19 protein-coding genes are annotated in these 18,098 nt (G+C 35.6%); 7 read left to right on the plus strand and 12 right to left on the minus strand.

Annotated elements, in window-relative coordinates; all coding sequences use genetic code 11:
• The 3 genes from PWP26_RS05030 to PWP26_RS05040 all read right to left on the minus strand — a co-directional run bounded on the left by PWP26_RS05030 (position 1) and on the right by PWP26_RS05040 (position 1,875).
• Positions 1 to 225 carry a DUF2905 domain-containing protein gene (locus PWP26_RS05030; protein ID WP_367652119.1) on the minus strand — a complete coding sequence of 75 codons (225 nt, stop codon included), beginning with the start codon at positions 223 to 225 and terminating at the stop codon, positions 1 to 3.
• Between the two features lie 89 nt (positions 226 to 314).
• Positions 315 to 620 carry a UxaA family hydrolase gene (locus PWP26_RS05035; protein ID WP_273010767.1) on the minus strand — a complete coding sequence of 102 codons (306 nt, stop codon included), beginning with the start codon at positions 618 to 620 and terminating at the stop codon, positions 315 to 317.
• Between the two features lie 97 nt (positions 621 to 717).
• Positions 718 to 1,875: a UxaA family hydrolase gene (locus tag PWP26_RS05040; RefSeq protein ID WP_038060323.1), complete on the minus strand. Its 1,158-nt coding sequence runs from the start codon at positions 1,873 to 1,875 to the stop codon at positions 718 to 720.
• Positions 1,876 to 2,160: 285 nt separating this feature from the next.
• Here PWP26_RS05040 and PWP26_RS05045 point away from each other — a divergent pair, with 285 nt between their 5' ends.
• Positions 2,161 to 2,535 carry a cyclophilin-like fold protein gene (locus PWP26_RS05045; protein WP_273010765.1) on the plus strand — a complete coding sequence of 125 codons (375 nt, stop codon included), beginning with the start codon at positions 2,161 to 2,163 and terminating at the stop codon, positions 2,533 to 2,535.
• On the opposite strand, the gene PWP26_RS05050 is transcribed toward PWP26_RS05045, so the two are convergent.
• From PWP26_RS05050 to yedE, 4 genes are read right to left on the minus strand one after another with little or no spacing between them, the layout of a single operon-like run.
• Positions 2,536 to 3,390: an NAD(P)H-hydrate dehydratase gene (locus PWP26_RS05050; protein WP_038060325.1), complete on the minus strand. Its 855-nt coding sequence runs from the start codon at positions 3,388 to 3,390 to the stop codon at positions 2,536 to 2,538.
• The gene (locus PWP26_RS05055) at positions 3,378 to 3,941 is read right to left on the minus strand and encodes a DUF3343 domain-containing protein (RefSeq protein WP_301399099.1); all 564 of its coding nucleotides are present in this window, start codon (positions 3,939 to 3,941) and stop codon (positions 3,378 to 3,380) included. Before PWP26_RS05055 ends, PWP26_RS05050 begins: the two co-directional genes overlap by 13 nt.
• A complete protein-coding gene (locus PWP26_RS05060; protein WP_022854842.1) occupies positions 3,941 to 4,156 on the minus strand; it encodes a sulfurtransferase TusA family protein in 216 nt (71 codons plus the stop codon). Before PWP26_RS05060 ends, PWP26_RS05055 begins: the two co-directional genes overlap by 1 nt.
• A 27-nt stretch (positions 4,157 to 4,183) precedes the next feature.
• Complete coding sequence (gene yedE / locus PWP26_RS05065; RefSeq protein WP_038060331.1) at positions 4,184 to 5,281, minus strand: YedE family putative selenium transporter; 1,098 nt, start codon at positions 5,279 to 5,281, stop codon at positions 4,184 to 4,186.
• A 187-nt stretch (positions 5,282 to 5,468) separates the two neighbouring features.
• On the opposite strand from yedE, the gene PWP26_RS05070 reads away from it, so the two are divergent.
• The gene (locus tag PWP26_RS05070) at positions 5,469 to 6,359 is read left to right on the plus strand and encodes a selenium metabolism-associated LysR family transcriptional regulator (protein WP_051754477.1); all 891 of its coding nucleotides are present in this window, start codon (positions 5,469 to 5,471) and stop codon (positions 6,357 to 6,359) included.
• On the opposite strand, the gene PWP26_RS05075 is transcribed toward PWP26_RS05070, so the two are convergent.
• The 5 genes from PWP26_RS05075 to PWP26_RS05095 all read right to left on the minus strand — a co-directional run bounded on the left by PWP26_RS05075 (position 6,349) and on the right by PWP26_RS05095 (position 12,050).
• Positions 6,349 to 7,107 (minus strand): acyl-CoA dehydratase activase, encoded by a 759-nt coding sequence (locus PWP26_RS05075; RefSeq protein ID WP_038060334.1) that lies wholly within the window; start codon positions 7,105 to 7,107, stop codon positions 6,349 to 6,351. The two genes, PWP26_RS05070 and PWP26_RS05075, sit on opposite strands and share 11 nt — an antisense overlap.
• 41 nt (positions 7,108 to 7,148) lie before the next feature.
• Entirely contained in the window at positions 7,149 to 8,414 is a 1,266-nt protein-coding gene (locus PWP26_RS05080) for a double-cubane-cluster-containing anaerobic reductase (protein ID WP_038060336.1), read from the minus strand.
• 126 nt (positions 8,415 to 8,540) lie between these two features.
• Positions 8,541 to 9,596: a selenide, water dikinase SelD gene (selD, locus tag PWP26_RS05085; protein WP_081856467.1), complete on the minus strand. Its 1,056-nt coding sequence runs from the start codon at positions 9,594 to 9,596 to the stop codon at positions 8,541 to 8,543.
• Positions 9,583 to 10,074, minus strand: coding sequence for a molybdenum cofactor biosynthesis protein B (locus PWP26_RS05090; RefSeq protein ID WP_038060338.1), 492 nt, complete (start codon positions 10,072 to 10,074; stop codon positions 9,583 to 9,585). Before PWP26_RS05090 ends, selD begins: the two co-directional genes overlap by 14 nt.
• On the minus strand, positions 10,071 to 12,050 hold the full coding sequence (locus tag PWP26_RS05095; protein WP_038060340.1) for a translation factor GTPase family protein: 1,980 nt from the start codon (positions 12,048 to 12,050) through the stop codon (positions 10,071 to 10,073). The genes PWP26_RS05090 and PWP26_RS05095 overlap by 4 nt, the downstream gene beginning before the upstream one ends.
• A 276-nt stretch (positions 12,051 to 12,326) precedes the next feature.
• Here PWP26_RS05095 and PWP26_RS05100 point away from each other — a divergent pair, with 276 nt between their 5' ends.
• From PWP26_RS05100 to PWP26_RS05120, 5 genes are all read left to right on the plus strand, one after another.
• Positions 12,327 to 13,439: a DEAD/DEAH box helicase gene (locus PWP26_RS05100; RefSeq protein WP_273019613.1), complete on the plus strand. Its 1,113-nt coding sequence runs from the start codon at positions 12,327 to 12,329 to the stop codon at positions 13,437 to 13,439.
• A 112-nt stretch (positions 13,440 to 13,551) separates the two neighbouring features.
• Complete coding sequence (locus tag PWP26_RS05105) at positions 13,552 to 14,109, plus strand: archaemetzincin family Zn-dependent metalloprotease (protein ID WP_051754476.1); 558 nt, start codon at positions 13,552 to 13,554, stop codon at positions 14,107 to 14,109.
• 18 nt (positions 14,110 to 14,127) lie between these two features.
• A complete protein-coding gene (locus PWP26_RS05110; protein WP_038060344.1) occupies positions 14,128 to 15,402 on the plus strand; it encodes a phenylacetate--CoA ligase in 1,275 nt (424 codons plus the stop codon).
• A gap of 160 nt (positions 15,403 to 15,562) precedes the next feature.
• Entirely contained in the window at positions 15,563 to 16,735 is a 1,173-nt protein-coding gene (locus PWP26_RS05115; protein WP_301399104.1) for a cytochrome c3 family protein, read from the plus strand.
• Positions 16,735 to 18,098, plus strand: a 1,364-nt coding sequence (locus tag PWP26_RS05120; protein WP_301399105.1) for a multiheme c-type cytochrome, incomplete at its 3' end; no start/stop codon positions are given. The genes PWP26_RS05115 and PWP26_RS05120, both read left to right, overlap by 1 nt.

The raw sequence follows: 18,098 nt of genomic DNA on the forward strand, positions 1-18,098 counted from the left end.
TTATTTACGAAAAAGCAGGTTAAGAATAATGGTAAGTAAAATGCTTATTAAAATACAAGTTGCTAAGGGAAAATAGAAAGTAAAGTTATCTTTTTTGATATAAATATCGCCGGGAAGTTTTCCTATATAAGGTATCTTGGGAAGTAAAGAAATAAAAATTCCCAGTAATATCAAGCAAAACCCTAATAATACTAAAAATTTTCCAAAACCTGACATCTCAGGCATATTTAAATTATAATCATCGTTACAAAACTTTCAACTTTAAATCTTAACTATATCAGTCTTCCCTTAAGTTTTAGATTAGAATTATATTTTTAGCTTACCTTCCAATCGCCACGCCCTCTCAAACTTTCAATATTATGAACGTGTACATGTTCTCCCTTTTTAATGTCTTTGGTTGCTCTACCGATAACTTCTCCATATTTGATGACGTTTTCTCCTTTTTTTATATCAACTATCGCAAATTTGTGGCCAAATTTAATATCTGACAACAGCGTGATCTTTACCTCTTGCCCATCTATAGTTATATACACTTCTTCTCCTGCTGATAGATCTTTGACTGCTGTGGCAACGTTGTCATTTTTATTAATAACGACTGCAAATTTTCTTTTTTCAGTCATACTTGGTACCTCCTCCTTAAGAAATATTCTCATTAAACCACTTAAAACTTTTTGAAATAGGTGTAAAAATGGAAACCCTTGTCATTTTATATTTTTTTTAAAAAGTAGAAATTAATTTAAACATGCCAAATTCTCTATGTTTTAAAGCCTCAGCTTTTGTTAATGATCCGTTAATAACTTCTATCAAAAGTTTAAACAGTCTTTCTCCGGCTTCTTCTATTGTTTCTGTACCTTCGATTATAGTGCCACAATTGAAATCTATATTGTCCTCCATATTTCTGTAAGTTTCAGGATTTCCAGTAATCTTGATAACCGGTGCTATTGGAGAACCAGTGGGAGTACCACGACCGGTAGTAAAGATAACAACTTGCGAACCGCCTGCTGTCATTCCAGTTATGGACTCAATGTCTTGCCCAGGAGTATCCATAAAGTACAATCCTTTACCTTGTGGTTTTTCACCATACTCTAATACTCCCTGCAAAGGTTTGGTTCCTCCTTTGTAAATAGCACCTAAAGACTTTTCTTCGATCGTGCTAATACCTCCTTCGATGTTGCCTGGAGTAGGTTGACCCCCACGCATATCTACCCCCATTGTTTTAGCTTTCTCTTCTGTTCTTCTAACTACCGAAATTAACCTTTCTCCTATTTCTTTACTTACTGCTCTTTTTGCAAGGATATGTTCTGCACCGATCACTTCGGCAGTTTCAGAAAATATACCTGTCCCCCCAAGGTCAATAATCTTGTCCATTACATAACCAGCCACAGGATTAGAAGCAAGTCCTGAGGTTGTGTCAGAACCTCCACATTCGACAGATAAGATTAAATTTGAGATATCAACTTCTTCTCTATCGAGTTTAGCAAGATCTTGAGCCATTTTACTTGCCAGCCTTGTTCCTTTTTCTATAGCCTTTAAACTTCCCCCACTTTTCTGTATCCCTACGTACTCAACAGGTTTCCCTGTCTTTGCGATTTCATCAACCACTCTTTCAGCCGAAACCCCTCCACATTCTAATGACACTACAAGTACTGCTCCTACATTAGGATTTTTTCCTAATCCTATCAGGACGTTTTCAGTCAAGACAAGATCGGCTCCAATTTGACAACATCCATGTTGATTGGCAAGTGATATCGCTCCTTCTACACAAGAAGCTATCCTCTCTGCCACAGTACTTGCACAGACTACGGTAGGAATTATCAAAAGATGATTTCTTACTCCTACTTCTCCATTAGGTCTAACATAACCTTTGAATTTCATCTTTGTTTACCTCCTGATTATATTTATCTGTCTTTTAGTTTCTTTTATAAATTTTATTCATAAAAAAAATTTTATTCATAAAAACAAAAAAGGAAAGATTTAAAATAAGGTTTACATAACAAATCTTATTCACAAACGATTGTATAGCTACCTGTAGTGCACGTTTATAAACTTTATGTGATTAAAAAGTCACATTCTGGTTTTTGCGTCCTTGTTTTTTAAGAAAGATATGTTTACATAAAAATCATAAAAATCTGATTAGATTAAACGGGGAGATAAGGTAAGATGAAGGTTAAGTTGATCTTTGACGGAAAAGAAGAAGTTTTGGCAGAATTGTTTGATACTCCCTGCGGTCAAGAAGTCTACAAAATTTTACCCATAGAATCCTACTTAAACACCTGGGGTGATGAATTTTACTTTTCTATACCTTTAGACCATCCTTTGGACGAAACAGCTACCTTAAAGGTAAAATCAGGAGACATAGGTTATTGGCCCCCAGGAAAAGCTTTAGCTATCTTTTTTGGACCAACCCCTATTTCTGTTGACGATGAGCCTGTACCTGCCAGTGAAGTAAACCTTGTAGGAAGGCTTTTAGAAGATCCAAAAAAGTTAAAAGAACTTAAAAATTCTAAAAAAATAACGATTATTCCTGTGGAATAATTAACCAGTCAGTTTTTTTAAGGCCTTGGGTATAAAATCGATGATGGTTGAAATCTGAGTAGCTGGGGTAGGAGAAGCTAAGGCACCAGCCAACCTGTTAGCTTTAGCCGCTAAAATACATGCCTTTTCTGGTGGATATCCTGCATAAATCAAAGCAGAAACTATACCTGTGAGAGTATCTCCTGTACCACCTATAGCTTCAAGCTCTGGAAGTAAAGGTTCATCTACAGTTGCTAAAATTTCTTGATTGCAGACTACCCAATCCTTTTCACCTTTGACCAAAAGATAATTAGGGGCATTTTGATGTTGATATGCCCGTTTTATCAAGCTTTCTATGTCCTTTTCGTTTGAGAGAAGAAAACCTCGGGTATAAAAAGGATGAGGGGCTTTTTCATCAGCTAAAAAGGCTAATTCACCTAAGTCTGGAGTAAAAAGGTCAAAAAAGTTAGCATATCCTGCCATTTTTACCGCATACATAAAACCTGCGTCAGCTATTAAAAAGGGTTTTTTAGAAAGTTTTTCTATCGAGAAGATTACTTTTAAACAGCCGTCTACTTCAGGAAGGATATAATGAAAGGTAAATACCTGAAAGGAAGTTTGAGAAATTTTTTCTGCTAAAAACTGATATAGAATCTTACTTCCCTTACCTTTACCTATATCTCCAACCAGAAAAACTATTGGATTGGACTTTTCAAAAACCTCCAAGGTTTTTATGGCAGAGGCGATGAGGGCAGCAGTTCCACGTTCTATAGGAATTTGCCATCGGTCTATGATAAGTCGATTATCATTTAAAACAGGAACTCCATAAACCAAAGGGAGTGTTTCATCAGGGATAATGCCTGCTATTCCGAACATAACAGTTCTTTAGCTTTTTCATAAGCTAAATGTAAGGCATATCCACAGAGGGTATGTCCTTTTTCCTTAGGAGGGAAAGAATGTTTCAGGTTTAATCCAACCAAAATCGAAGCCAAGTATGGGACATCAGGACATCCTCCTCCTGAAACATTAACGATGGTGAGAATTCTTTTATCTACCGTTATTTTCATGTTAGCAGCCCTTACCATCAAATACTCTCCAAAGTCTTTTACGTGAAAAAGGTCTACAGGCTTTAAAATTTCTTCTTCAGAAAAGGAAACGAAATCTAAAGGTTCTACTTTTTGAGTTTTTAGAAGGTTTATTATACCTGGGATTTCAACTACTGGTACTTCTATAGCAAGGTCACATCCTTTTCTAACTTCAGGAGGAGGCCCAACTACCTTTACTTTATAACCTTGTTTTTGTAAAATCCTTTCAGCTTGGATCACCTCAGAGGTGTTTTCAAATATAAGAAGAGCCTTTTGAGAACTTTGGTTTGTTTTATCTTTTTTGTTTCTTTTGGTTGGTAAAAGTTTATTAAGCCATTCCATCATTTTTTAATCACCAGCTTAATACTATCAGGAAGTTCTTTTATTTCAACTACCTCCCACCCCGAGGTTTTAGCTGCTCTAATGACATTTTCTTTAGCGGTAGGGTTATCCACCCATATCTCCAGTTCTCCTTGTCCTAAAGCTTTGATTGCTTCCAAGGTACGTAATACCGGTTCTGGACAAGAAAGTCCTCTTGCATCTACTACTTCTGGCATATTTCTCCCTCCTGCAATTTTTATTGTCTAAGCTTTTTTAACTCTCATGGTTAATCCTATGACTATACATACGATAAAGCCCAAAAGGATAGCTTCAGGGGTATGAGGTCCTATTCCTTTAGGAGAGGCTGCTAAACCAAAATTGTGGGCTACAGCAGCACCTACTATCATCCCAGTAGCAAAGATAGCAGCATCTCCATCTCCTTCTCCAGAAAGAAAGAGTTGTCTTCCAGGACAACCACCTGCTAAGGCAAAACAAAGCCCTGCTAAAGCCATACCTAAAAAGTTCCATAACTGCATGGTATGAGCTATAGGCTGATTTTCAAAACCTGGATTGAACTGTCCTAAAATAAGGTTGGTTATTAATGCAGAGACAAAAAAAGAAGCAACCCCTAAGAATAGATGAAATTGCCTAAAAAGGATTACATCCCTAAAGGCACCCATAGTACAAAATCTACTTCTTTGGGCAAGGATCCCTATAAAAAGACCGGCTAAAAGAGAGATAAAAATAGGGGCATGTTGAGATCCAGGACCCTTGATACTAAAAAACAAAAACTCCCCTTTGTTAGTACCAGGTAAAGGACTATCGATTAAAAGTAAAACTAAACAAACTAACATCAAAAAGGGAAAACCTAATCCAGCGGCTTTATAAGGGAATCCTTGAGACCTGCCAAGAGAGTATCCCATCCTGAAGAAGATAGTTCCTATAAAGACACCGAAAATCAAGCCTGCTAAACCAAAGATAGCGTTGAAGTCTCCTCCTGCAAGCCTTAGAACGGTTCTCCAGGGACAACCCAAGAAGGTTAAAGCACCGATCATCGCAAACATCCCTAAAATAAACCTGATAAAAGGAGCAGAACCACCCCTTGGGCGGTACTCTTTAAACAAAAGAGCACTTATAAAAGACCCTAAAACAAATCCTATGATTTCTGGTCTCATATACTGGACTACCTCTGCTCGATGAAAACCTAAAGCTCCTGCTATGTCCCTTTCCATACAAGCAACACAAATCCCCATGTTAGGTGGGTTTCCAAGTTTTTGAAGAATGGGAGCTAAGATTCCTATGATAGCACCTACTAAAATAATGCCCCACCTGGTAGCTAAAAAATTACTGATGCCGTTCATCCACTCCTCCTTGGTTTATAAGTATATTTTTGATTAAGTATTAAAAATAGAAAAAATCCAATTTTAAGTCAAATAGAAAAAATCTATCAATTTAAAAATGATTTATAGTTTTTTTCTATAAAAGATACCCTTGTCTTTGAGTAGGTTTTTTGTATATTCAAGGTAAAAATATTTGAAGAATGGAGAGATGTTGGATTTAAGGAAGTTAGAGGTTTTTATTAAGGTATATGAGACCCAAAGTTTTTCTAAAGCCTCTTCTGCCTTACATCTTGCTCAACCAACCATTACTCTTCATATCAAAGACCTTGAGCAGGAGTTAGAGGTCAATCTTTTTGACCGAAATACCAGAAAGGTAGTCCCTAGTAAAGCTGGGAAAATAGTCTATCGTTACGGGAAAGAGGTTTTGAATATACTTAAACAGATGGAAAAAGAATTAAAACTTCTAAAAGATGAAAAGGTAGGGTTGATAGAAATAGGGGGTAGCACCATACCAGGTCAGTATATCCTTCCCAAGCTTATAAAAAGTTTTAAAGAAAATCATCCGAACATTTCAGTTTTCTTAAAGGTAGGAGATAGCAAAGAAATAATAGAGATGGTCTTGGCAAGAGAAATCGATTTTGGTATGGTAGGAGCTGTTTTTACTAACAAAGATTTGGTGTTCTTCCCTTGCTATGAAGATGAAATAGTTCTTATTGGCCCTACAGATTTTAATAAAGACGAAATAGAGTTAGAAGAATTGTATCATATACCGTTGTTAAAACGAGAGGAGGGTTCAGGCACCTGGAAAAATTTTTTAGAGGCTTTAGATAAAAAAGGTATAGATTGCACTAAGCTTAACCTCATAGGAGAGATGGGATCTACAGAGGCGATAAAAGAAGCAGTAAAGTCAGGCCTTGGTTTTGGTTTCGTTTCTTCCTTAGCCGTAGAACTTGAAACTTCTCTAAAAATTTTAAAAGTAGTAAGAATTAAAAATTTTACGATAAAAAGAAAATTTTATGTAGTTTATCCAAAAATGGCAAAATTTTTACCAGTAGAACATAAATTTTTAGATTTTATCAAGAGTTTTTCTAACGTTTAATCTGAGAGATTCCAAAAATTCCTGCTCCTATAGCCCCTAGAAAAGGAGATTCATCAAGGGTAATTACCTTAGTTTTTAGTTGTTTTTCTAAAAACTTTTTTAAAATTTGATTTTGAGAACATCCACCAGCAAAAACAAAATCTTCAATAACATTGGTTCTTTTTAACATAGAGACTACCTTTTGAACTACCGCAAAATGTACACTTTTTAAAATTTCTTCTCTGGGAACTCCCTGGGCTATAAGCGAAATAACTTCTGATTCAGCAAAAACGGTGCAAAGACTGCTGATTTTTACCTTAACTTCATCGTCGAGGTCTAACTGGTTTAATTCTTCTATCTCATACCCTAAAGCCTTACACATTATTTCTAAAAACCTGCCTGTGCCAGCTGAACACCGGTCGTTCATTTCAAACTTAACTACCTTACCTTCTTCATCAAGACCTATAACTTTTGTGTCCTGACCACCTATGTCTAAGATAGTCCTCACCTTAGGATGGATAAAATGGGCTCCCATAGCAAAGGCTTTGATTTCAGAAAGGGTGATACAGTTTGGAAGTTTATTATTAATAAGGTTTCTTCCATATCCAGTAGCAACTATCTGATCTGGTTGGTATTTGTTTATATATTGAAGACACCTTTCTAAGGGTTGGTAAGAAGTTTTGTCTCTTTCTAAAAGGGTTAACCTTTCATTTTCAAAAAGGGCCACTTTAATATAAGTAGACCCAACATCAAGTCCTAATATCCTCATAGGTTTTTAAACTTAGTGATGTGACTCTTTACACTTAAGGGTTATAACGTTTCTATAAAAGCTTCACATCTTGTTTTAAGTTGTCCTATATCTTCCGTGCTGTAATTGGTATCTATCTTTAAAAAAGGAAGGTCAACAGCGCTTTCTACCTGATAGGCTTCAAAAAGATAGGGGGTACAAAACTGGATAGAATAATAGACTATCCCCTGAGCTTTTAATTCTTTAGCCATGTTTTGGATTTCTTCAATCCTTTCTGGATTGGGAGTGAAACAGGCACAAGGCGTTTTTAGGTATCTTTCTGCTAAAAGTTTGATGCCTTCTTCTATACTACTAAAATCTTCAGGCACTAAACTATGATAATACCTTCTTCCTATACAAGACTCTTCACCTACCACAACAGCACCGCTTGTTTCTATCATGTGATGAAGTTTCCAGTTAGGTAAGGCAAAAGGACATCCGGTAATAAGTATTCTTGGTGTTCCTTTAGGTTTAACACCTATTCCTTTTTTAACCCTTTCCTCAAGTTCATCGCAAAGTTCGTTAACTTTTTGGGTAAACCTTACAGGGTCGTCGTAAAAGGCAATCTGATTCACCAAAAGAGCATCAAGACCTGAGATAGGAGCTGGGTCATAACTTCTTAACTTTTCAAGTCTCATCAAGGCTTTTCTTTTTTCGTTTACAACCTTGACTTCCTCTTTAAAACGCTCTAAAGTCATAGTTTGCTGACTTAGCTCTTCTAACTTGTTTTTAAGGGCAAAAAGTTCCTTTAAAAACAGCTCTCTCCCTCTTTCTGTTTTCATATGAGGAACTTCCATAACATAGACTTTTTGAGTAAGTTTATTTAAGATTTCATAAGCTTTTTTCTTTCCGTCGCAGGTTGTTTCTCCTATTAAAAGGTCACAGCTTTCTGTGTAAGGACAAACTTGAGTAAGTTTAAAACCTATAAAAGCCTTGATAAGGTCACAGGTGTTTTTAGGTAAAACTTTTTCTGCCTCCTCAAAACCTATCTGAGCCCCTGCACAAAGCCCCACACATATTCCGTCTACCGCACGTATCATCTCTTCAGGTACATATACACAAAAGACCCCCACTACTTTTTTCCCTTGTTGTTTGGCCTCAAGGAGTTCTTTTATCCTTAAGCCATGGGCCTCAGAAACTACAAAGTCAAAGTATTTCATCCCTTCAGGACGGTTTTCTTGAGAAAGATAGATTTGTTGATAAAATTCGGCTAATGCCTTAAGTAAACAATCATGGTTTTCTAAATCTATTCCCAGGTTTTCCCACATTTTGATATAGTCTTCTCCCATAAACTCCTCCTACTTAAATATTTAAGTTTTTTGAAGGTTAAAATCAATTTTTCATGAAAAAGATGTGAAGTCAAATAGAAATTATAAATAAAAATTAAGTTGATATATTGAAAAAAAACAATGAATTTAAGGGTATATCCTCACAGTAGGGCAGTGACCTTGTGGGTCTTGAACTTCTCCGATGAGAGTTACGTTATCAAGACCAGCTTTTTTTATTTTTGTTTCAAAGCTTGTTTTTTTTTCTGGTGGAACAGCTACCAAGACTCCTCCAGAGGTTTGAGCATCAGATAGTAAAATCAATTCGTCTTCTGAAACTTCAGGATGGATTTGTATAAATTTTTTGCAAAAATTAAGGTTATGATAGTCTCCTTCAGGGACTATCCCCATAGAAATTAAATCCTTAGCCTCTTCAAAACAGGGAACTTTGCTGGCATAAATAATAAGGTCTTTTTTACTGGCTGTTGCCATCTCAAGGGCATGTCCGATTAGTCCAAAGCCTGTGATGTCAGTAGCAGCTTTAAGACCTAACTCTGTCATGATAGCACAGATTTTGTCGTTAAGTTCAGTCATGGTAGTTACCATTTTTTGATAAGCCTCATGTTTCTCGTCAAACAGTTTACCTTTATAGGCGGTTATTAAGATTCCTGTGCCTATGGGTTTAGAAAGGTAGAGAAGGTCACCTGTTTGGGCTTGACTGTTGGTTATTATTTTTTTAGGATGAACCAAACCTACCACTGCAAGCCCGTATTTAGGTTCTGGGTCGTCTACGCTATGTCCACCTACCAGTAAAGCCCCTGCTTCTTTAATCTTAGACAAACCACCTCTTAAGATTTCTTTTAAGATTTCTTTAGGAATCCCTCTCTTAGGAAAAGTTATGAGGTTTAAAGCCAAAAGAGGTTTTGCTCCACAGACATATACATCTGCTAAAGAGTTGGCAGCGGCTATTTGACCGAAGGTATAAGGGTCGTCTACCACAGGGGTAAAAAAGTCTGCAGTAAAAACCAAGGCTTTTTCTTCATCTAATTTATATATACCTGCATCTGCTCCATGTTCAAAACTTTGAATAAGGTTAGGATGAGAGGGTAGCTCTAAACCTTCTAATATTTCCACAAGAAACTCTTGTGGAAGCTTGGCTGCTCAGCCTGAAGCCTTGACCATCTGAGAAAGTTTAATTTCTGGCACACTCACTTGGGTCTCCTTTAATTTTCTCTACAGCATGTTTTATGATAGGTATTAAACTGGGAAAAATTTCGCTTATCGCTTTTGGGCTACCAGGGAGGTTGATGATAAGGGTTTTTCCCCTAACTCCAGCTATTCCCCTTGTCAGGGCTGCCATCGGAGTTAGGGGATAACTTATATATCTTATAAATTCTGGGATCCCCGGGATTTCTTTTTCTATTATTTCTTTAGTAGCTTCAGGGGTGACATCTCTTGGATAAACCCCTGTTCCTCCGTTGGTAACAATAAGGTCTAACTTTTCTTTATCTGCCCAAGAGGTTAACACTTCTACTATCTTTTCTTTTTCATCAGGTAGGATTAAATATTTGGATACCAGCCAGCCTTCTTTTTCTACCAAGGTTTTAAGAAGTTCTCCGGTTTTATCTTCTCTTTCCCCTTTAAATCCTTTATCACTAAGGGTAAGGATACCTACTTTTATCATTCTTCTTTAGCAGCCTCCATCTGAGATTTTCTTTCTGCAATCACCTTTTCTGCCACAAAAGGTGGGGCTTCTTCGTAATGAGAAAATCTGGAGATAAAATACCCTCTTCCTCCTGTAAACCCTTGCAAAGATACTACATAATTTTGAACCTCTGCCATAGGAACCACCGCAGATATTTTAGTCATCTTTTTATCTTTTTCAATCCCTAAAACCCTACCTCTTCTTGAGTTTAGGTCTCCTACTACATCTCCTACAGTTTCATCTGGAACATATATCTCCATTTCTACATAGGGCTCTAAAAGTACAGGGTTAGCTTGCTCTACACCTTTCCTAAAACAGTGTATAGCAGCTATCTTAAAAGCAAGGTCAGAAGAGTCTACTTCATGAGACTTTCCGTCGTAAAATTGTACCTTCACGTCAACCACAGGGAATCCTGCTAAAGGACCTCTTTCCATAGCTTCTCTTACTCCTTTTTCTACTGCCGGAACATAGTTTCTCGGAACGTTCATACCGGTAAGAGTTTCTAAAAATTCAAAACCTTTACCCCTTTCTAATGGAAAAATATTAAAATGTACCTCAGCGAACTGTCCTCTACCTCCGCTTTGTTTTTTATGTCGGTAAATAACTCCATGTACCGCTTTTTTGATGGTTTCTCTATAAGGAATCTTAGGGGTAGAGAGTTTTACCTTTACTCCAAACTTTTCTCTTAATTTTTCTATGGTTTTTTCTATGTGTAATACTCCTAACCCGGAGATAAGAAGTTCTTTAGTTTCTTCATCTCTGGTAAAGATTATAGAGGGGTCTTCTTCTTTTATTTTTACCAAAGCCCCACTTATTTTATCTTCGTCAGCTCTGGTTTCTGGATGGATAGCCATAGTAATCATAGGAGAAGGAAGTTCTGGTAAAGCAATAGGTTTAAACTTAGGATTTTTGGAAAAAGTGATCCCTGTATATAAACCGTCAACCTTGGCAAAAACGATAACCTCTCCTTCTTTAACTTCTTTTACTTGCTGTAATCCATCTCCTCTTGGGACAAAAATTTGTGTGTATTTTTCTTCCTTTCCATTAGACGTAAAGATTGTGTTGTCTGAGAAGAAAGAACCAGCAAATACCCTTCCATAAGAGAGTTTGCCAGCGAAGGGATCTATGATGGTTTTAAAGATAAAACCAGAAGATTTTTCGTCTGCTTCTATACGTGTTCTTACTAACTCATAGGAAGGTACAAAATGATATAAGTATTCCAGAAAGACAGATACTCCTATGCCTGGTTTGGCAGCACCAGCAAAGATTAAGGCAATTTTATTGTTAGCTAACCCTAATTTTAGTCCTTCTAATATTTCTTCCTTAGTTAAACTACCTGTATCCAGATATTTTTCTATTAATTCGTCTTTACCTTCAGCTGCAGTTTCTATAAGGTTTTCCCTTAAAGTAGAAACTCTATGTTTCACATTTTCCGGATAATCTATGTATTCAATCTTATTTCCTTTTTCTAGGATAGCTTTATCTTCTACCAAATCTACCAAAAGGTTATTAGGTTGACCTTCAAAGATATAAACGACAGGTACTTGTAAGATCTCTAAGTTATCCTGAAGGTCACAGATGGTTTGACCAAAATTACTCTTTTCTTCGTCTATTTTATTTATAAAGATAAAAAGCGGAACACCCATTTCTTTTGCCATTTCAAACACTCTTATAGTTTGATATTTAATAGGATTGGAAGAGTCTACCACCAAAATAGCTGCATCAGAGACTTTTAAGGCCCACTTTACTTCACCTAAAAAGTTTTCATCCCCTGGGGTGGTTAACAGATAGAAAGGTGTATCTTTATAATTAAACCCGTAGATTTTAAGATAAAAGTTGGACTCTTTTTTTTGTCCTTTAATGGTTTCTCCACAAACTTTACATAGTGCTTCAGAAAGTTTTGCCTTACCTGCGTCGGTTTGTCCTAAGATGGTTAATACTTTAGGCACCCCCATATTATAACCCCCTTGGTTTAAATTGCTTATAAAAATATTAAATAAAAAAATTTGTTTAAATAGTCAAGGTTGATTTTAGGGGTTAGATTTTTAAATTAATTTAGATACTAATAAAAATAATAAATTATGGTTTAGTCTCTTGTTTTTTTTTTGTTGTAGTGTTATTGTTTAACAAAGCAGTAAAAAGAGGTTATTTAAAATTCCCTTAAGGTCTCGGTTTAATTTTCATATAACTTCTTTTCTCTGCTAACAAATTAAACAAATCATGGAGGATTTATGTTAACTTTTCAAAGTTTTAACCTTTCTAAGAAAACGCTTGAGGCGTTAGACATTATGGGTTATAAAGACCCTACAGACATTCAAAAAAAGGCTATACCTTTTATTTTAGCAGGAGAGGATTTAGTAGGTCAGGCTCAAACTGGTACAGGCAAAACTGCCGCTTTTGGAATTCCTATCGTAGAGAAGGTAGAGTTTAAAAAGAAGGAACTTCAAGCCTTAATCCTTGTCCCTACCAGAGAGCTTGCCATTCAGGTTAGTGAAGAAATAAGAAACATAGGAAAGAATAAGAGGATTTTTGTGCTTACCTTTTATGGAGGGAAACCTTTAAAAAAACAGATAGAACTTTTACAAAAAAGGGTAGGGAAGGTTTTAGTAGGTACTCCCGGAAGGATTAAAGACCTTATCAATAGAGGATATCTTAAGCTTGATGGTATAAAGATGTTAGTCTTAGATGAGGCAGATAGGATGCTTGACATGGGTTTTATAGACGATATCGATTACATAATTTCTCAAACCCCTAAGGAAAGACAAACCCTTCTTTTTTCTGCCACCTTACCTAAGGAAATTTTGATTTTAGCAGAAAAATACCTTAGAGATGGTTATAAAACCATAAAAGTTAAACCCGAAGAGATTACTTTAAAACAGATAAGTCAAGAGGTTTACAAAGTGCCTTCTCATATGAAGTTTGAAAAACTAACGGCAATTTTATCTATCTGGCAAGAACCTAAGATCATTATTTTTGTGCAAACTAAGTTAGAGGCAGAAGAGTTAGCCAAAGCTTTAAGGGAAGAGGGCTACTCAGTAAAAGCTATACATGGAGATTATCCGCAGAAAAAAAGAGAGATGGTGATGAGGGGTTTTAAGGCAGGAGAATTTAAAATTTTAGTAGCAACCGACGTAGCCTCGAGGGGTTTAGACATTAAAGATGTTGGATTGGTAATCAACTATGGACTGCCTAAGGATGCCGAATCTTATATCCATCGTATAGGCAGAACCGGAAGGGCTGGTCAAACTGGTACGGCTATCTCTTTGATGAGTAGGTCTGAAGAGAAGTTTTTAAGAAATATCATGTTTAAAACTAAAGTCAAACCTATGGTCAAATCCATATAACATCTAACTATAAGAGGTCTTGTAAGGTTGGTTAATCTCACAGGACCTCTTATAGAAAAAAATCTTCTAAAGAACTTGACATCATAGTTAAAATTGATATTTTAACTATGACATGAAAAAAATTTCTATATTTTTAGTTTATACAGATTTAAAAGACGATATTCTTTTAGCTTTAAAGTCTCATTTAGAGACTATTTTTGGATATTCGGTTAATTTTTACGGTTTGGTTTTTGATTTTTCTTTAGCCTACAACCCCAAAAGAAATCAATACATCTCCTCTAAAATCATAGATCTTTTCTCTAAATATAAAAAAAATTTAAAAGAAAAATGGGTAGTTTTAGTAGACGTTGACCTTTATAGTCATGGGCTAAATTTTGTTTTTGGAGAAGCTGACCCTAAAAGAGGAATAGCTGTAGTATCTCATGCCAGACTTAACCCTGAGTTTTATGGGTTAGCTTTTGACGAAAAAATTTTTACAGAAAGGCTTATTAAAGAGGTTACCCATGAGCTTGGTCATCTTTTTTTTCTACCTCATTGTTTTCACCCAAACTGTGTGATGAGTTTTTCTAATACCATAGCGGATGTAGACAGAAAAAATAAATCTTTTTGTTTTATATGTGAAAGTTTTTTGAAAACTTATTTGTGTATGGAGAAAATTTTTATAATATAAAACTTTTAGGAGGAAGAGATGTTTAATCCTAAGATGGAAACTTTACCAAGAGAAGAGATTGAAAAAATTCAGCTTGGTAGATTAAGAAAAACCATCGCATTTCTTAAAAATTCTAAATCTATGTTAAAAGAGAAGATTAAAGACATCCATCCTGAAGATATAAAAAGTTTAGATGATTTAAAATACCTGCCTTTTACGACAAAAGATGACTTAAGGGATGGTTATCCTTTTGGACACATAGCTGTAGATCCTTCAGATTGTGTAAGAATGCATATGAGTTCAGGGACTACAGGAATCCCAGTATTAAACCTTATGACTAAAAATGATGTGGCTCAGTGGGGTGAGATAATGGCTCGATGCTTGGCTTGTGCTGGGCTTACCTCAAAAGACAGGTTACAGATTATGCCTTCCTTTGGGTTATTTAACGGAGGTTTTGGTTTTCATTATGGAGCAGAAACCTTAGGATGTTTTATCGTTCCAGCAGGTGCTGGAAGAACTCTTATGCAACTTAAACTTATAAAAGATTTGGGGGTTACCGCCATAGGGGCTATAGCTTCTTATCCAGCAAGACTTATCGAAGTAGCTCAAGAAAATGGGTTTGATTTTAGAAAAACTAATCTTCGGGTAGCTATTTTAGGTGCTGAAACCTGGTCAGATGAATACAGAAAAAGGATAGAAGAGATGATGGGGGTTAAAACCTTTGATATCATAGGGATGACAGAAACCGGGGGAGTAGGTTTAGGGATAGATTGTGAAGCAAGAAAAGGCATTCATGTTTGGGAAGATCATTATATCATAGAAATCGTACATCCTGAAACAGGTGAGGTATTGCCTTTAGGAGAAGAAGGAGAAATAGTGGTTACTACTCTTACCAGAGAAGGCTTGCCTCTTATCAGGTATAGAACAAGAGACATATCTAAGATAATAAGTTACGAACCCTGCGAGTGTGGAAGAACTCACGTTAGAATAGATAGAATTAAAGGCAGAACAGACGATATGTTGAAGGTAAAGGGGGTAAATTTTTATCCTTCTCAGATAGAGGCTATACTTTTGAAGTACAAAGGACTTGCTCCGTATTATCAATTGGTAATAGAAAATGTAAAAGGCAAAGATGAGATGACCATCATTGTAGAAAAAACCGATGGGGGGTTAACCGATCAAGAAATGGAGAGGCTAAACTTAGAACTTTATGATTTTTTAGGTTTTAGAAGTAAGATTCAAATCGTTCCTGAAGGCACCATTCAAAGGGTTCCAGGAAAAGCTGTACGAGTGATAGATAAAAGAAAAAAATAAAAAAAAATTTATAAAAATTTGTTGTTTAATAGAAATTAGAACTTAAAAACCTACTTTTTTAGAACTTGTTAGGCTTGACTTAAGGATTGAGCTTATATAATATCTATATCTAATAGGCAAAATAGGGTTATTTTAAAATCTTTCTTTATGGGGGTTGATAATGGGAAAAATTTTTAGATATTTTTTTCTTGGGTTGTGTTTATCTGGAGTTCTGTTGGGGATCAGTTTTTTTCTTCCTCTAACCTTTAATAAATCGTCCATAGCAAGTAGTAGTGGTACAAACGATGCTTGTTTAAAATGTCATAAGTTAGAGAGGCTTCATAAGGTTTTACCTAACGGAGAAAAGATGGCTCTTTATGTAGAACCTGAAAAGTTTCAGGCTTCTGTTCATGGAAGTATGGATTGTCTTTCTTGTCATGCCGACCTTAACGTAAAGGAACATCCAAGACCGATGAAAATTGCCAGTGTAAGGGAATATAAAAAAAGAGTTTCTGCTAATTGTGTAAATTGTCATGCTATCGAAAGTCTTTCTCCTATCCATAAAAACATAGTAAAAGAAAATAAACTCTCTTGTGCAGAGTGTCACGGTTCACATTACATTAAACCTATAAAAGAGGAATTTGATAGGATTGCTAAAGATTGTTTAAAGTGTCATAAATTAGAGAGGCTTCATAAGGTTTTAGCTAACGGAGAAAAGATGGCTCTTTATGTAGATTCAAAGAAGTTTTATGATTCTGCTCATGTAAATAAGGTTCATTGCTTATTCTGTCACCAGGATATCGATAAAGCTACTCACCCTAAACCAATCAAAATAGAAAGTCGTTACAGCTATTCCAAAGGGGTAAACCAAAACTGTCTAATCTGTCATCCTGCGTCCGGACTTTCCTCTTTTCATCAAAACATAGTAAAAGAAGGAAAGACTCTTTGTTCTGAATGTCATAATTCTCACTATGTTAAACCTACCAAATTGGTAAGAAAACAGACCCAAGAATGTATAAAGTGCCATAAAGTAGAAAGGTTGCCTAAGGTTTTAGGTAACGGTGATAAGATGTATCTTTATGTTAATTCAGAAAAATTTGCCAAAACTCCTCACGGTAAAATAGGTTGTTTTGCTTGCCATTATGATATTTATAACACAGATTTTCATCCTAAACCTATTAACATTAGATCTATAAAAGATTACACTAAAGAAATGGCTTCTCGTTGTACTAAATGTCATACTTATGAAAGCATTTCTAAACATCCAGGTCATGCTATGGTAGCTAAAGATAAGAGGTTTATGTGTATTGATTGCCACGGATATCATACAAATATTCCTGTGGGGGTTAAATAATGAAAAAAAAGACGCTATATTTTTCTTTCTTGTTGTTAAGTCTGCTTTTGTTGACAACCGGTTTGCTTGCTGCTACTTCTAAAAGGGTTATCGGAAGTTTACCTTCTCAAGACCTAAGTTTTAAGGAATGGAAGCAAAAAGCAAGTTTTAATGAATACTGCATGTCTTGTCATAAAATTGAGTTAAGCAAAACGTTAAAAAGTGGTGAAAAGTTAAATCTTAAGGTAAACTTAAATGAAATCAAACAATCTGTTCATAGCAACTTTCAGTGTATCGTATGTCACAGTGATTTTTCAAAAACTAAACATCCTTCATATACATTTAAGAATAAAAGAGAGTATGCGGCTAATCTTTCTAAACAGATATGTCAGAAATGTCATACCGATGCTACATTAAGAAGAAATCAGGTACACTACACCATTTCTAAGACTGCTTCTTGTATAGAATGTCATGGATATCATGGGGTTAAACCAGCCAAAATAGGTAAAAATTTACCTGAAAATCAATATTGTTTGACTTGCCATAGTAAATCTATAACTAAAAAGCTTGAAAATGGTGAAGTTCTTTCAGTAAAGGTAGATGGGTCTCATCTTTTAAGTTCTGTACATAAAGACCTTAAGTGTACTGATTGTCATAAAGGTTATTCTAAAACAGAGCATCCTATTAAAAAGATAGCATCACTAAAAGAGTATAGAAAACAAGCTATAGAAATATGTAAGCAATGTCATACTAAAGAGGTAGATCAATTTAACAAAAGTATCCATGCCAAGGCTTTTTATCAAGGGAAAGAGAAGGCTCCTGACTGTATAAGATGTCATGATTATCATAAAGTGGCGCGTATTTTACCTAATAATGAGTTAAAGTTCAATCTCTGTGCAAGTTGTCATGGAGAAGAGGCCAAGGCTTACAAAGATAGTATTCATTTTAAAGCCCTTTCTGAATCCAAGCCTAATGCTCCTAATTGTTCTAACTGTCATAAAGCCCATGACGTTTTACCTGTTAGTATGGCAAAGTTAAACGACTCTTGTTTGTCCTGCCATAAGGACTCCAAGAAGGCTCATAGTAAATGGCTCTATAATCCACCTTTTACCTTAGAATCCTTTGTAGATGTCCATTTTAAGAGTGCTTCTTGTAGTGTGTGTCATGCAAAAGGTGAAAAGGCAGTGATGCTGTCTTTGGTAGATAAAGCTAAAAAAACAGGCATAACGGTAGAAGATCTAAGTAAAGCTTTAAACTGGCCGGTTGAAGAGGTAAAAAATAAGATAGATCTTAATAAAGATGGTTTGGTCCAGGAAAAAGAGTTCTGGCAGTTTTTGAATACGGTTAAACAGAAGGTGAAAGTTGAATTAAAAGGAAGATTAGA

Source organism: Thermodesulfobacterium sp. (genome assembly GCF_030445475.1).
In the GTDB taxonomy this organism is placed as follows: domain Bacteria; phylum Desulfobacterota; class Thermodesulfobacteria; order Thermodesulfobacteriales; family Thermodesulfobacteriaceae; genus Thermodesulfobacterium; species Thermodesulfobacterium commune.

What these genes read in the sequence shown, in the direction of transcription:
- PWP26_RS05030 (WP_367652119.1), bottom strand. Translation starts at nt 225, where the DNA reads ATGCCTGAGATGTCAGGTTTTGGAAAATTTTTAGTATTATTAGGGTTT.
- PWP26_RS05035 (WP_273010767.1), bottom strand. Translation starts at nt 620, where the DNA reads ATGACTGAAAAAAGAAAATTTGCAGTCGTTATTAATAAAAATGACAAC.
- PWP26_RS05040 (WP_038060323.1), bottom strand. Translation starts at nt 1,875, where the DNA reads ATGAAATTCAAAGGTTATGTTAGACCTAATGGAGAAGTAGGAGTAAGA.
- PWP26_RS05045 (WP_273010765.1), top strand. Translation starts at nt 2,161, where the DNA reads ATGAAGGTTAAGTTGATCTTTGACGGAAAAGAAGAAGTTTTGGCAGAA.
- PWP26_RS05050 (WP_038060325.1), bottom strand. Translation starts at nt 3,390, where the DNA reads ATGTTCGGAATAGCAGGCATTATCCCTGATGAAACACTCCCTTTGGTT.
- PWP26_RS05055 (WP_301399099.1), bottom strand. Translation starts at nt 3,941, where the DNA reads ATGGAATGGCTTAATAAACTTTTACCAACCAAAAGAAACAAAAAAGAT.
- PWP26_RS05060 (WP_022854842.1), bottom strand. Translation starts at nt 4,156, where the DNA reads ATGCCAGAAGTAGTAGATGCAAGAGGACTTTCTTGTCCAGAACCGGTA.
- yedE (WP_038060331.1), bottom strand. Translation starts at nt 5,281, where the DNA reads ATGAACGGCATCAGTAATTTTTTAGCTACCAGGTGGGGCATTATTTTA.
- PWP26_RS05070 (WP_051754477.1), top strand. Translation starts at nt 5,469, where the DNA reads ATGTTGGATTTAAGGAAGTTAGAGGTTTTTATTAAGGTATATGAGACC.
- PWP26_RS05075 (WP_038060334.1), bottom strand. Translation starts at nt 7,107, where the DNA reads ATGAGGATATTAGGACTTGATGTTGGGTCTACTTATATTAAAGTGGCC.
- PWP26_RS05080 (WP_038060336.1), bottom strand. Translation starts at nt 8,414, where the DNA reads ATGGGAGAAGACTATATCAAAATGTGGGAAAACCTGGGAATAGATTTA.
- PWP26_RS05090 (WP_038060338.1), bottom strand. Translation starts at nt 10,074, where the DNA reads ATGATAAAAGTAGGTATCCTTACCCTTAGTGATAAAGGATTTAAAGGG.
- PWP26_RS05095 (WP_038060340.1), bottom strand. Translation starts at nt 12,050, where the DNA reads ATGGGGGTGCCTAAAGTATTAACCATCTTAGGACAAACCGACGCAGGT.
- PWP26_RS05100 (WP_273019613.1), top strand. Translation starts at nt 12,327, where the DNA reads ATGTTAACTTTTCAAAGTTTTAACCTTTCTAAGAAAACGCTTGAGGCG.
- PWP26_RS05105 (WP_051754476.1), top strand. Translation starts at nt 13,552, where the DNA reads ATGAAAAAAATTTCTATATTTTTAGTTTATACAGATTTAAAAGACGAT.
- PWP26_RS05110 (WP_038060344.1), top strand. Translation starts at nt 14,128, where the DNA reads ATGTTTAATCCTAAGATGGAAACTTTACCAAGAGAAGAGATTGAAAAA.
- PWP26_RS05115 (WP_301399104.1), top strand. Translation starts at nt 15,563, where the DNA reads ATGGGAAAAATTTTTAGATATTTTTTTCTTGGGTTGTGTTTATCTGGA.